The sequence below is a fragment of the uncultured Winogradskyella sp. genome (assembly GCF_947498005.1).
Lineage (GTDB): Bacteria > Bacteroidota > Bacteroidia > Flavobacteriales > Flavobacteriaceae > Winogradskyella.
Genome location: NZ_CANMIW010000008.1, coordinates 37,019 through 50,788, shown reverse-complemented (window position 1 = coordinate 50,788; position 13,770 = coordinate 37,019). Strand labels below are relative to the sequence as shown.

Genomic DNA, 13,770 nt, shown 5'->3' with positions numbered 1-13,770 from the left:
TTATAAAGGTTATAAAATTTTTAAATGAAAATAAATTTCATTTCAAATGGTTTCTCAGAAAAAATAATAAATTTACATTACCATAGTAAAACAAACCTAGCAATGTACACTATTTATGTAGGTGATAAGCCTATTATTTTAACTTCTGAAATACAAAAAGAAACGGATTTTAAATCTTATCTTTTAAAATCTGTAAATATTGGAAAGGTTATAAAAACCTTGAACAAGACAGATTTACAAGCTGTACATTTAATTCATAAAAACCCAGACAAGCTACTCAAAAAATTTCTTAAACTTTTGCCTAATGTGGTTGCAGGAGGCGGCAAAGTTTATAATACAAATAATGAAATTCTTTTTATCTACAGAAATGATAAGTGGGATTTGCCAAAAGGAAAAATAGAACATAAAGAAACTATTGAGGAAACTGCGATTAGAGAGGTTGAAGAAGAAACAGGTGTAAAAGGCTTAGAAATTACAAAACCTTTACCAACAACATATCATATTTTTAAGCGTAACGGAAAGCATAAAATAAAAGTGACCTACTGGTTTGAAATGAAAACCGAATTTGAGGGGAAACTTTATCCACAAATAAAGGAAGGGATTACCAAAGTGGAATGGTTAGATGAAAAGGCTTCTAAAAAGGCTTTAGAAAATAGTTACGCTAACATAAAGATTCTGGTTTAAGATCGCTTTTCGTTTTTTAATAGTTGATCAATACTGAGATTGTAAGCTTTAAGCGTGTTATTGTAATAACGTTTTTCAGCTTTGAGTGCTTTCAATGTTCTTTTGTATTTACTCAGTTTCCAAAATGCCAAAGATATAGCTGTAGTTCCTAGAAAATAGAAGGAGTAACTAATACTAAAATATTTATAGCCTAAGTAACTAAATTCTACAACAGAACTGTCCCTTAATTCAAAATAGGCGCCTAAAATTATTAATAAACCCAGTGTACTTAATAGAATAAAGTTTAAATAAACATATGTTTTACTGTCTAGAATGTTTTCTATTTCATCTAAAAGATCAGTAAAATCTTGTTTGATAGAGTTATCAAATTCAAAATCTGTACATTTTGATTTAAAGATTGGTTTTGTGTTGGTTAGACTGCAGGTTAAGCCAATTTTTAAATCTCTATTAGGAAATTTACACAAATCACAGTGTTTCGCTTGAATCATTTTAGTCTCGTCTAAATCTTATTGTTATTTAATACGATAAACAGGATATTGTAAATGTGCTTTTTCATAATGCTTACTTTGCTTATGTAGCCAATCTAATTGCGCATACCAACTGTTTGCAAAATCTTCATCATAACTAATTTTTACGTTATATTCTATTTGAAGTTTAGGATTGTTTTTTAAAAGTTGTTCAGCTCTATCTTCCCAAACATAAGGTGAGAATCCTTCTTTTTGTTGTAAAATGGTATCAAAAAAATTCCAGTTAAAAAATGAATCTGTTGCAGAAGGTTCTAATGTTTCTAATAAGTAACGTATTGCTTTTTGGTTGGTAGATATTAGATAATCTCCTTTTCTAAATTGTACGTTTTGGTCAGAAACATTTACAGTGGTATTGTAGTGAGCGTAATGACCTTCGTAAGGCGATTTCCTGGTATCAAAAGCCCCAATTTTATAAGACTCTACCATTATTATAGTATCTTTTTCAAATTGTGTGAATTTAACTTCATTCAATTTTAATAGGTCCAGAACATTATGCCAACCTCTAGGAATGATATAAGCGCTTGGTATAGTGATGTCATTAATTGATTTAAAATAGTTTTGGTAATCGATATCTTTTGTAAACGGTTTTGATCTATTATATTTTAATCGTTTGGCTCCTGTTAATTCGCTTGAGATCAATTCGCCTTCATAACCTTTAAATTTAAGCGTTGAGGATTTTGAAGTATCAATTTCCCATGATAAAGGATAAGTTTTTCCTGCGGTCCATAATTTGTTCTGTGCTTTCCTCAATTGAGCGATTTTTTCGCCTTCTTCTTCCGTAATTTCTAACATGCTTTTCATTAATTCGTATGTACCTTCAACACGTTGTTTATAGGGTTTAAGCATGTGAGTTTCTACCATCATTCCTAAAGTGTTAAAAAGTGTTGTGTAGCCAGTTGAATATCTCGGAGAATCTAAAAACTGCGTAAATCCTGAATCTGGTGTTCGGTTAAAAACATTGACGTACGGTGTAATGTCCCAAGATTTAGCCTGAAGCTTTTGTTCTAATTTGGGCATCATTTCCGTATTTATAAACTCGCCTAACTGACCACCTAATTTATTATGCTGCGTAAATAAATGGGTTAACGTATATTGATAATCTGCGCCATTGCTTACGTGGTTATCAATAAAAACATCTGGCTGGATTTTATGAAAAATCTGAGCAAATGTTTTTGCGTTTTTAGTGTCAGCTTTTATGAAATCTCGGTTTAAATCGTAATTTCTAGCATTACCTCTAAAACCATATTCTATAGGACCATTTTGATTAGTTCTAGATGTTGAGTTTCTATTTAAACTTCCACCAATATTATAAATTGGTATAGTTACTAATATGGTATGTTGTGGGGCTTCAATTTTATCTTGAACAATATCTCTAAATAACAACATTGTGGCATCGATTCCGTCAGACTCTCCAGGATGAATACCATTATTAATTAATAGAATTCTATTACTTTTTCTTAGGGTTTCAAAATTACCCTCAGAAGTATTATAATTTAAAGTTACTACATGTAATGGTTCTCCAGAATCTGTTTCTCCTATGGTTTGGATAGTAACTTCAGAATACTGCTTGGCTAAATCCTCGTAAAATTTAATCGTCTCTGAATATGTAGCTGTTTCTAGTCCTTTGCTTTTCTCAAAAACGGTAGTGAAATCTATTTGAACATTTGCAGGTTTAGCACTTTCATTTTCGGTTGTATCTCCACAAGAACAAAAAATTAAAAATAGAATACAGAGTTTTTTCATCATAGTAATTTTTTTATAAATTTAATTATATTTATCGATATGAAAACACATCAATTAAGCTTTGGCCAAATCACGATACTCAAGTCTAATTTGGCAGAAGTGATTATTAACAGTGGTATGTTAATGGATATGGAAATGATTGAAGAGTATCATAGCTTTTTATTAACTCATTTAGAAGCGCCATTCTCTTTATTAATTAACAAAGTTCACGCCTACACATATACCTTTGAGGCTCAAAAAAAAATTGCTAATTTAAAAGAAATACAAGCCATGGCAGTAGTTGTTAAAGGTTATGTTGGTAAAAAATCTACGGAGTTTTTAATAGCTTTTAATGACAGTAATGATTGGAATATTAGCACTTTTAGAACAAGAGAAGAGGCTCTAATATGGTTAGAAAATCAAGACTGATTTTATAGTTAATTTCGGATTAAAAAAACATAACTTTGCAAAATCCCTTAACTATAATAATATGCAACAAACTACAAATACAATTCTAATGATTCGTCCGGTAAACTTCAGGATGAACGAGCAGACTGCTGTAAATAATTATTTTCAAGAAGACTTAGATTTAAAGAATTCTGAGATCAATCTAAAAGCACAAAATGAATTTGATGTTTTTGTAGAAAAGTTACGTTCTGCAGGTATAAATGTAGTTGTAGAAAATGACGATATCTTGTTAGACACACCAGATTCTATATTCCCGAACAATTGGGTTAGTTTTCATAGTAATGGTGATGTTGCCAAATATCCTATGTTCGCTGAGAATAGACGTAAAGAACGACGAGATGAGGTGTTTATTAGGTTAGAAGAAGACGGATTTAAAATAGAAAACATTGTTGATTATACCTCTGCAGAACTCGAAGGTGTATTTTTAGAAGGTACAGGAAGTATTGCATTAGACAGGGTAAATAGAAAAGCCTATTGTGCATTATCGCCAAGAGCAGATGAAGAATTATTTATAGAGTTTTGCGAAGACTTTGAGTTTTCTCCCGTTGTATTTACGGCGAATCAAACAGTTAATGATGAGCGTTTAGCAATTTATCATACCAATGTAATGATGTGTTTAGCAGAGAATTTTGCTGTAATATGTTTAGATACAATTGATGATAAAAAAGAACGTAAAAATGTTGTAAAACATTTAAAACAAGATGGAAAAGAAATTATTTCTATCACAGAAGAACAGATGCATCGATTTGCAGGTAATATGTTACAGTTACGCGGTAAGAATAACCAGTTATATTTGGTAATGAGTGAAGCAGCTCACAAGAGTTTAACAGCTAATCAAATTAAGGCAATAGAGAAATATTGCCCAATTTTATCGAGTTCTTTAGATACTATAGAAACCTGTGGCGGCGGAAGTGCTCGCTGTATGATGGCTGAGGTGTTTTTGCCAAAGGCTTAAGCTTTAATCAATTTTATTAAAAATATAGCCGCCGTTTTCGGCTCCCCAAACATAGTTTCCATCGGCATCAAATCCGCGGTCCCAAGAAATAACTTTATCTTCTAAGATTTCTACTTCGCTACGAGCATAGGAGGAACCACGCATAGTACTTATACAAGTGTTATCAGCTGTTTTTCCTCTGAATTGTTTTGGACCATAACGTTTAAGGATAACTTCACAACCATCTTTTAGAGCAATGTCATTTATGGAAATAGAGTCGAATGCTTTTGGGTTTTTCCATTGACCAACCCAAAGCGAATCTGTATCTAATTTATAAATAACAGAACTAAACAAACTGTCAGTAGTTTTTGTGATTTCATAAATTCTTTGGCGATACGGTTTGTTTGGTGTACTAGTAAGAGCTTGCTCTACATATAAAAAATTCCCTTTATCCTCCCAAATAGGGTACATGTGTAATGTAATATTGTAGTAAGTAGAATCTACTTCAGCTTGTATAGCAGAATTAAAGGAACCTTGCATTAAAGTAAATAACTCTTTCAGCTCTGCGTCTTCTTTTATCTCAGGTTCTATGTTGTTTTTACAATTTAATACAGAGATTAAAAGTATTAAAATAGGAATAATGCGCTTCATTTATAATTTGATTTGAAGCTAAATATAACAAAAAAGGATTGCAACTATTTAATTACACTTGGTAATTCTATAAAGAATTTACTACCAACGTTTTCTGTGCTTTCTACCCAAATTTTACCATTATTTAGTTCTACTAAATCCTTAGCAATGGTTAAGCCTAAACCAGTCCCTTTTTCGTTTTTAGTACCAGCAGTAGTAAAGTTTTTATGAGATGCAAAAAGCTTATCTAAATTTTCTTTAGCAATACCAACACCTGTATCTTCAACACAGATTGTAGTTTTTCCATTTTTCTGCTGATTAGAAATCGTTATGACATCGCCAACTCTACTAAATTTAACAGCATTAGTAATTAAATTCTGAATTACTATTTCCACCATGCTACGATCTGCGTAGACAGATCCTTTTTGAGATTCATCAATAAGTACTATGCGTTTGTCTTCAACTTTCTGTTCTACTAATGCTATCTTAGTATGAAAAACATCTTGAATATTAAATAACTCAGGTTTTGGCTCTAAATTTTGTAGTTGCGATTTAGACCAGTTTAATAAATTGTATAAAAGTGAATTTGCGTTGTTAGCGTTTTCACTCAATTCAGGGATTAACTCATAGAACTCATCTTTAGTTATACTGTCTTCTTTCAACAAATCTAAAAATGCTTTAATTGATGAGATAGAATCTTTTAAATCATGAGATACAATAGAAAAAAGCTTGTCCTTTACTTGGTTTACTTCTTCTAAATGGTGAGTTTGCTCTAAAATAGCATCTGTTCTTTCTTGTTCTTGCGCTAATTTATCCTTTTGCTTTTCTAAAGCCTCTTTATGTGATTTTGTTTTTAATAAACTGTACACAACAAGAGCAGCTAATATGGCGAGTAAAGTTATTAGACCATAAAAAAGCCCTGAGTTATTACTCCAAGTTTTTTTATCTGTAATTTGTGGTTCAACTTCTTTCTCAGGATTTGTTACGGAGTTCTGAGTATTTTGCTCTGGATTTAAATCTAAAGGATCTACCGTTGTTGGGAAAACAGGTTGGTCTATTTTGGCAAGTGAGTCTTTTAATTGATAGAATTTATTCTGCCAAAAGAATGCATTTTGAAACTGACCTTGAGTGGAATCTAAAGCGACATGAAGTCTGTAATTCTCTAAAAGCTCTTTCTTGTTATTTGTTTTTTGAGCAATAGCGTAAGCTTCATTAAGTTGTTTTTCAGCTAGTTTAACCTTTTTATTCTGAAGGTTTAAATTTCCAACAGCATTTAAAGCTCTTAAAAGCCCTTCTTTATTATCTTGTTTTCGGTTGTATTTTAAGCCTTCAACTAAATATTCAGATGCTTTTTCAAATTCCTTAAAACGTACATATTCACTTCCAAGTTTAGGTAAAATTTCGCCTCTTAAATCTTGGTCTGTTTTAGGATTTAAAATATCTAAAGCTTTTTCGTAATATTCAATCGCTTTTCTATGTTCTTTAAGTATTGAGTATAATTCAGCAATATTCTTAGTAGAGTTTTTAATACCGTCTTTGTCCTTAATTTTTTTTCTTACCTCTAAAGCTTTAAAATTAAATTCAATTGCTTTATCAACTTGGTTGGTTTTAAAATAAGCTTCCGCTAAATTGTTATAAGCAGCGCTTAATTCTGTGGATAAATTTTGCTTTTCAAATATAGAAATAGCAGATAAAGAATTTTGTAAACCAACAGCATAGTTACCGCGTTCAATTTCTATAAGTCCAATACTATTACTTACTTTGGCAACACCTAAGGAATCATTAATTTGAAGATATAATTCTCTAGATTTATTAAAGTTATCTATGGCATTAAAGTAGTCATTACGTTCGGTATAAATTAATGCTCTGTAATACGTACTCTCAGCAAGACCTTTAATATAGTTGAGTTCTTTAGATAATTTTGAAGTTTGATTAACAAATAACAACGCATTGTCAAACTTGTCTATAGCATATAGTTCACTTATAAGCACAAGAGATTTGTCTACTTTTGTAGAGTCTGCGTTCATGTATGCTATTTGAACCGTTAGTTCTTCTATTTTTTCATTTTGAGAAAAAACGACAAACGAGATCAGACAAACAGCTAAAGTAAATAACTGTTTCATCTTATAATAGCGTTAAAACGAATTGTGCTGTTTTGGTGAGAAAAACTTTTAGAGAGGGATAGAAAAAGTAAGTTAACACTAAACAATAACAACTTGGTTAAAGTTTCATTATCAAGCTTCATTAATGTTTGGGACATTAGATTAATAGCAATTCAAAAATGCTATTATCGATACAAATATGCTAATAATTAAGTTTTAATACGAATAAATTAGATAAACGGTTCGAAAAATTTTTATCTAAAAACCGCATTTCGATTAACGGTAAAAATCATAGGAGTAATACTTTTTCATCGACGAAATACATGAATTGTTTAATTGTTTGATAATCAGTTGTTTGTGTATATTTTTGTATTGTTGCAAAAAATTTAATTGAGTAATATTTATGTATATGCAACTGCGTAAAACTCAATAAAACTGCTATCTTTGCACACGTTTTCAAATGCCAAAATAGAACAGAATTATGACTCTTCAAGAGACTTTAGAATTACACGTAAAAGCTGGGATAAAAGCTTTATTTCAATCGGAATTAGAATCAGTAGAATTTCAAGCCACTCGCAAAGAGTTTGCTGGAGATATTACGGTAGTCGTTTTCCCTATGCTGCGTGTTGTAAAAGGAAATCCTGCTGTGATAGGTGAGCAAGTTGGTCAGTATTTATTAGACCAAGTAGAATTGGTAAAAGGATTTAATGTTGTAAAAGGGTTTTTAAATATTGAGATAAGTGATTCTTATTACCTAGAATTCTTTCAGTCTATAAAAGATAAAACCAATTATGGTTATGTAGATCAAAAGGATGATAAAGCGGTTATGGTAGAATATTCTTCGCCTAACACTAATAAACCTTTGCATTTAGGGCACGTAAGAAATGTGCTTTTAGGTTATAGTGTTGCGGAAATATTGAAAGCCTCAGGTAAGAAAGTCTACAAAACGCAGATTATTAATGATAGAGGAATTCATATTTGTAAGAGTATGTTGGCGTATCAGAAGTTTGGAAATAATGAAACACCGACTCAAGAATTTAAAGGCGATAAACTAGTTGGTAATTATTATGTAAAGTTTGATCAGGAATATAAGGCTGAAATTGCAGATTTAATAGCAAGCGGAAAAACTGAAGAAGAAGCTAAAAAGAATGCACCTATTTTACTAGAAGCACAAGAGATGCTTAGAAATTGGGAAGCAGGTGATAACGACGTAGTGGCACTTTGGAAAAAAATGAACCAATGGGTTTATGACGGTTTTGAAGTTACTTACAAAAATATTGGTGTTGATTTTGATACCTATTATTATGAAAGCGATACCTACTTACTAGGAAAGGAATTTGTTGCAGAAGGTTTAAAAACAGGTGTTTTTTTTAAGAAAGAAGATGGTTCTGTTTGGTGCGATTTAACCGAAGATGGACTGGACGAAAAAATCGTATTGCGTAGCGATGGAACAGCGGTTTACATGACCCAAGATATTGGTACGGCAATTCAGCGAATTAAAGATTATCCAGATGTTGGCGGAATGGTTTACACTGTAGGTAACGAACAAGATTACCATTTTAAAGTCTTATTCTTAATCTTAAAGAAATTAGGATTTGATTGGGCTAAAAATTTATTCCATTTAAGTTATGGAATGGTGGATCTACCAAGCGGAAAAATGAAGAGTAGAGAAGGAACCGTTGTAGATGCTGATGATTTAATTAAAGAAATGGCAGATACAGCTGAAGATATTTCTAAGGATTTAGGTAAGCTTGATGATTATGATGAGGCGGAAAAACAAGAGCTTTATAAAACTATAGGCTTAGGAGCCTTAAAATACTACATCTTGAAAGTAGATCCTAAAAAACGAATTTTATTCGACCCAAAAGAATCTATAGATTTTCAGGGGAATACTGGACCATTTATTCAATATACCTATGCAAGAATTCAGTCTATTTTAAGAAAAGCTGATTCTAATAGTTATCAGTTTGATACTAAAGATGTAATGCTACATGATAAAGAAAAGCAACTTATTAAGCAGTTGGAGTTATTTCCAGAAATTATACAAAATGCAGCAGAACAGCACAGTCCTGCTTTAATTGCAAATTACACTTACGATTTGGTTAAGGAATTTAACTCATTCTATCAAAATGTATCTATTCTAGGAGCAGATACCGAAATAGAAAAAAGCTTTAGAGTTGAATTGTCTAAATTAGTAAGTCAAACTATAAAAAATGCATTTCAAGTGTTAGGAATTCAGGTTCCTGAGCGTATGTAATTTTGTAGTTTCATTTTGGTTTTTTAGTATGCATTTTTCCGATAGCGAAAAATAAGCCTTAAATTGTAGTTTCTCAATTTAGGTTGCTTTTTGGAAATTGTTCGTTACATATTACTAACTCAAGTTTTTGCCGCATTTTTTGTTGCAGGAGGTGTCTTTTTTAAAAATAGACAGCTTAGAAACAATACCTTGTCCTTGCTGATAGCTTTAGTTGGCTTTCATATTCTAATTTTTTTATACGGTTCTAGCAGGTTAGGAATGCTGTATACGGATTTAATAGATTGGTTTTATTTTGAAGTCGCTTTTCTATTCGGTCCATTAGTCTTCATTCACTTGCAGTGCCTTATTTTAAATAAGCAAAAACTAAGACCAACAGATGCCTTACATTTATTGCCAATTTTGGTATATTGGATTGGTTATGGCGATGTTTTGCTAATGGATGGTGATACACGTATAAAATATGTAAGAGAGCATTTCTATTCTCGTACAATGATTTGGAACTATCTTTTAGCGTTTCAAATGCTGGTTTATGCAATTGGATGTTCAATTTTTCTTTTCCGTAATAGCATTAAATTATCTGCAAAACGACTGCAATATGCTGTATTCCTTGTAGTCGCTTATGTATGTTCTTCATTGTTAATTGCCTACTTAACGCATTACGCCAATAATTGGAGAGACTTTGCTTGGTTTTATGTTATTCTAACCTTTTTAATTTTTGGAGTTGGTTACTTTTTAGTTAATAATCCGGATTTTTTACTTCAGATTAAAAAGAAATATTTCGGATCTAATCTTAGTGAGAATGACATGAAGAGAATTCAATCTAAAATAGAATTAGCGTTTAAAAATGACAACGTATTTTTAGATGGTAGTTTTAATATTTCGGGTTTAAGTTTATTATTAAATGAAAAACAACATCATGTATCTCAAACATTTTCTGAACTCATTTCTGAGAATTTTAATGACTACGTAAATAAGCATAGAATAGAAATTGCGAAACAATACCTGCACGATGCTAAATACAAGCATTATAAAATTGAAGCCATAGCCTTAGAAAGTGGTTTTAATAATAAAGTGACGTTTTATAAGGCATTCACTAAGTTTACGGCACATACACCATCTGCTTTTAGAAAATTAAAAAGTGAAGAATAATAATTGTTTACGGCTTTGCAAGGGCATTTTTAATCAAAAAATATGATTTGTTGTATTTTAGTAAGAACAAATTATCTAACTAAAAACTAATGTTATGGAAAAATCTCAATCTCTGAAAATTTATGTCACTTCTCTCTTTTCAATTTTATTTTTAACCTTTTCTTTAAATGCACAAACGGATTTTAAAGAATTTAATGGGAAGATTGTGGACGGTAAAACCAATAAAGTATTAGAAGCGGCAAGCTTAAATATAAATGGCACAAATATTAGTACTATTTCAAATTCTGATGGCGAATTTACATTAAAAGTTCCTGTAGATTATTCAGACTCTAAAGTGATGATTTCACTTCTCGGTTATAATACTTATGTAATTCCGTTATCTGAATTATCAAAAAATAAAACAGTAAAACTTTATTCGGCTGTTACTAAATTATCAGCGGTTAGTATTTCGGCTTTTAAAGATGCTAAGAGTTTAATTAAAAAAGTGTTTAACGATAATAACAATAATTTTGAAAATGAGTCTGTTTACATGACAGCCTTTTACCGCGAAACTATTAAGCGTAGAAGTAGAAATGTATCACTTACTGAAGCTGTTGTTAATATATTAAAACAACCAAATGAATCTAAAAGTCGTGATGCTATTCAACTTGGTAAGGCTAGGAAAAGTACTGATTATAAGCGATTAGATACGGTTTCGGTTAAATTACAAGGTGGACCATTTTCTACAGTATATTTAGATATAATGAAATATCCTGAATATATTTTTACAGAAGAGAGCATAAGATCTTATGATTTTGCATTTAATGAACCGTCAACAATTAATAACAGAAACGTATATGTAATAGACTTTAAACCTAATAGTGATGATTTAGAGATAAATTACCTTGGTAAACTTTTCATTGACGTAGAAACTTTAGCGCTTGTTAGTGCCAATTATTCATTAGATGTGAGTGATATGAATAAAAGTAAAAACCTATTGGTTAAAAAGAAACCAAGTGACATAGTCGTTTATCCTTTAGAGGCCGTTTATAAAGTAGATTATAAGGCAAAAGGAAACAAATGGTATTATAGCTACTCTAACCTAAGTTTAAAATTTAAAGTAAATAAAAAACGTGAAATTTTTAATAAGGTTTATACCTTGTCTAGTGAAATGGCTGTAACCGATTGGGAAGTTAACACTACCGATAGAAAAATTAAAAGCAAAGATAGATTAAGACCTTCGGTAATAATTACAGATGCTATTTCAGGATTTACAGATCCTAATTTTTGGGGAGAATTTAATTTAATAGAACCAGATAAGTCCATAGAATCTGCTATCAATAAAATTAAGAAGAATATTGAAAAGCAAGAACAACGTGAAAAAGGAAAAATAATTAATGGTAGACCATAAGCTACTTATAAGTTAAGACATTAAAAAACCCTGAATAAAATTCAGGGTTTTTTAATTAAAATTGATCTTTAAACTTTAGTGCCTGTTTAATGTGTGCTAAATGATGATTACTATGCCAAGCATATATTCCTATGGTTTCCGCTAATGAAAAGCGTTTGCCATGTTCTGGATGAATAAACTCAAGCTTTAGCTCTTCCTTGCTTAGATTTTTTAACAGAATACCTAGTTTTTTGTGAACACCAATTAGTATCGAAATGGATGAATCAATAGGCTCATTGTAATCGATTAATTCTGCAAAACGATCTTCAAAATAAGGTCTTATCGTAGGAGAGTCCTCTGTCAGTGTCAGCTTAAATCTAAGTAAACTATTAATGTGGCTATCTGCGCAGTGATGCACCACTTGTTTTATGTTCCAACCACCTGGTCTATATATATAATTTAGTTCAGCTTCGCTGAGGTCTTCCGTTATAGAAATTATTGACTTTGGTAAGGTTTCAATTGAAGCAATCCAATGTTCTATTTCCTTAAAAGTAATTACATCTGGCTTACTAAATTCGCCAATAGGATACTTTAACTGGTGTAATTCTTTTTCCGTCATATTTTATTTTTTTTCTTTTAAATCAAAACGATACACATAGCCACAACTGAGTTCAGTAAAATCTGCTTGACCAAGATTGGCATTAATATGTGCAGCAATAAAGATATTGTGTTTTGGTCTATTATTAGTAGTCCACAAATAGTATTTTAATCCCATTCTAGATGAAATGGTTCGTTTTATTTCATAATACCAATCTAATTCTCCTAAGACTTCTATGGTTTCTCCGTTTCCGTTTTCATAGGAATAACCTTGGTTAAGCTGCCAATCAATTTTATAGAATGGTTTATAGATATTAAGACCGAGCTCAAACTCAAGACCAATGTGATCTATTAATAACTCTGAGGTTGCAAATAACCCAAAGTTTGTAGCATAGCCAAACGGGTTTTTAGTGTAATGCGGAAATTGCTCTTCAATCAGTGCCTCTTTGTTAATAATATAATCGTAATAGTGTTCGTAAAATCTATAATAAAAACCACCACCAAATTTAAAAGTGTTATTAAGAATTGTGCCCGCAGAAGCGGTTACGGAATAAACTTCTTTTCTGGTGTTCATTTCCTTAGATAATACATTTTGTCCTAAACCAAATCTAAATGCTAAATAGGTTTGAGATTTAGATTTGAATTTTGGCTTGTCTAGAGTTGAAATTTCATGTTGTTTGTAATCAATTTTTGCAGAAATACTTGCGGCCAAAGAGTTTAACCCTTGGTTGGGTAAACTGGTATGTCCATTAGAATGATGTATTAGGCCTAACCCTAAACGCCAATCTATTTTATTTGTTTTGAAAATATCGTAGTATAAAAAAGATCTAAAGGACCAATTTATTTTAGTTGTAATAGCCCTATTGAATTCATTTGTGATTTCATCATATTGTGTATCCATGTATGAGCCTCCAAAACTAACGAGGAGGTTTAAGCCTCTAATGCGTTTTTTTAAAACTGAAAATTCTATAAACGGTAATATGCTGTAAGCGTGTCCAACTTTTTCAGAATTCCCAAAATCAGTGTAGCCAAATGAAATTCCGGTTTTTGGGTAATTTAGTCGTGCAGCCCATTCTTTATTTTTATTAAAATTATAGTGTCCAAGGCTTAGAAATATGTTTTTTTGAAGTTTGGTTTTTGGGAAATGCGTGTTAGCTTCTAAAGTCTTTCCGACTAATATTTCTGGACTAAAAAAAAGAAAAGAGTTATTTGAAGCTGGAGTTGATTGACAAATACAATTTTGAAAAAAAATAACAAAAGCTATTCCTATAAAATACCTTAAATAGATTTTAGTTTGCATTAATTGTTATGATGATTGGTAGTACAATAAA

Annotated in this window: 12 protein-coding genes; 6 read left to right on the top strand and 6 right to left on the bottom strand. The window is 31.1% G+C overall.

Annotation, left to right across the window (positions count from 1 at the left end):
* The first annotated feature begins 102 nt into the window (after nucleotides 1-102).
* On the top strand, nucleotides 103-684 hold the full coding sequence (locus Q0891_RS14205) for an NUDIX domain-containing protein (RefSeq protein ID WP_299102842.1): 582 nt from the start codon (nucleotides 103-105) through the stop codon (nucleotides 682-684).
* Here Q0891_RS14205 and Q0891_RS14200 read toward each other — a convergent pair.
* Both Q0891_RS14200 and Q0891_RS14195 read right to left on the bottom strand, forming a co-directional pair.
* Nucleotides 681-1,172, bottom strand: a complete 492-nt coding sequence (locus tag Q0891_RS14200; protein WP_299102631.1) for a hypothetical protein — start codon at nucleotides 1,170-1,172, stop codon at nucleotides 681-683. The two genes, Q0891_RS14205 and Q0891_RS14200, sit on opposite strands and share 4 nt — an antisense overlap.
* Before the next feature lie 24 nt (nucleotides 1,173-1,196).
* Complete coding sequence (locus Q0891_RS14195; RefSeq protein WP_299102840.1) at nucleotides 1,197-2,954, bottom strand: M14 family metallopeptidase; 1,758 nt, start codon at nucleotides 2,952-2,954, stop codon at nucleotides 1,197-1,199.
* Between the two features lie 39 nt (nucleotides 2,955-2,993).
* Between Q0891_RS14195 and Q0891_RS14190 the strand changes: the two genes are divergently transcribed.
* A complete protein-coding gene (locus Q0891_RS14190; protein WP_299102629.1) occupies nucleotides 2,994-3,362 on the top strand; it encodes a hypothetical protein in 369 nt (122 codons plus the stop codon).
* A 61-nt stretch (nucleotides 3,363-3,423) separates the two neighbouring features.
* The gene (gene ctlX / locus Q0891_RS14185; protein WP_299102627.1) at nucleotides 3,424-4,356 is read left to right on the top strand and encodes a citrulline utilization hydrolase CtlX; all 933 of its coding nucleotides are present in this window, start codon (nucleotides 3,424-3,426) and stop codon (nucleotides 4,354-4,356) included.
* Between the two features lie 3 nt (nucleotides 4,357-4,359).
* Here ctlX and Q0891_RS14180 read toward each other — a convergent pair whose 3' ends face one another.
* Together Q0891_RS14180 and Q0891_RS14175 are read right to left on the bottom strand one after the other, a co-directional pair.
* Nucleotides 4,360-4,986 carry a chromophore lyase CpcT/CpeT gene (locus tag Q0891_RS14180; protein WP_299102626.1) on the bottom strand — a complete coding sequence of 209 codons (627 nt, stop codon included), beginning with the start codon at nucleotides 4,984-4,986 and terminating at the stop codon, nucleotides 4,360-4,362.
* Between the two features lie 44 nt (nucleotides 4,987-5,030).
* Nucleotides 5,031-7,088: a tetratricopeptide repeat-containing sensor histidine kinase gene (locus Q0891_RS14175; RefSeq protein ID WP_299102624.1), complete on the bottom strand. Its 2,058-nt coding sequence runs from the start codon at nucleotides 7,086-7,088 to the stop codon at nucleotides 5,031-5,033.
* 460 nt (nucleotides 7,089-7,548) lie between these two features.
* Between Q0891_RS14175 and argS the strand changes: the two genes are divergently transcribed.
* The 3 genes from argS (at nucleotide 7,549) to Q0891_RS14160 (ending at nucleotide 11,863) form a co-directional block, all read left to right on the top strand.
* Entirely contained in the window at nucleotides 7,549-9,324 is a 1,776-nt protein-coding gene (gene argS / locus Q0891_RS14170; protein ID WP_299102622.1) for an arginine--tRNA ligase, read from the top strand.
* A 90-nt stretch (nucleotides 9,325-9,414) separates the two neighbouring features.
* On the top strand, nucleotides 9,415-10,473 hold the full coding sequence (locus Q0891_RS14165) for a helix-turn-helix domain-containing protein (protein WP_299102621.1): 1,059 nt from the start codon (nucleotides 9,415-9,417) through the stop codon (nucleotides 10,471-10,473).
* Nucleotides 10,474-10,567: 94 nt separating this feature from the next.
* Nucleotides 10,568-11,863, top strand: a complete 1,296-nt coding sequence (locus Q0891_RS14160) for a carboxypeptidase-like regulatory domain-containing protein (RefSeq protein ID WP_299102619.1) — start codon at nucleotides 10,568-10,570, stop codon at nucleotides 11,861-11,863.
* 55 nt (nucleotides 11,864-11,918) lie between these two features.
* Here Q0891_RS14160 and Q0891_RS14155 read toward each other — a convergent pair whose 3' ends face one another.
* Together Q0891_RS14155 and Q0891_RS14150 are read right to left on the bottom strand one after the other, a co-directional pair.
* Nucleotides 11,919-12,461, bottom strand: coding sequence for a YfiT family bacillithiol transferase (locus tag Q0891_RS14155; protein ID WP_299102617.1), 543 nt, complete (start codon nucleotides 12,459-12,461; stop codon nucleotides 11,919-11,921).
* Nucleotides 12,462-12,464: 3 nt separating this feature from the next.
* Nucleotides 12,465-13,739 carry an acyloxyacyl hydrolase gene (locus Q0891_RS14150; protein ID WP_299102616.1) on the bottom strand — a complete coding sequence of 425 codons (1,275 nt, stop codon included), beginning with the start codon at nucleotides 13,737-13,739 and terminating at the stop codon, nucleotides 12,465-12,467.
* Nucleotides 13,740-13,770 lie beyond the last annotated feature (31 nt).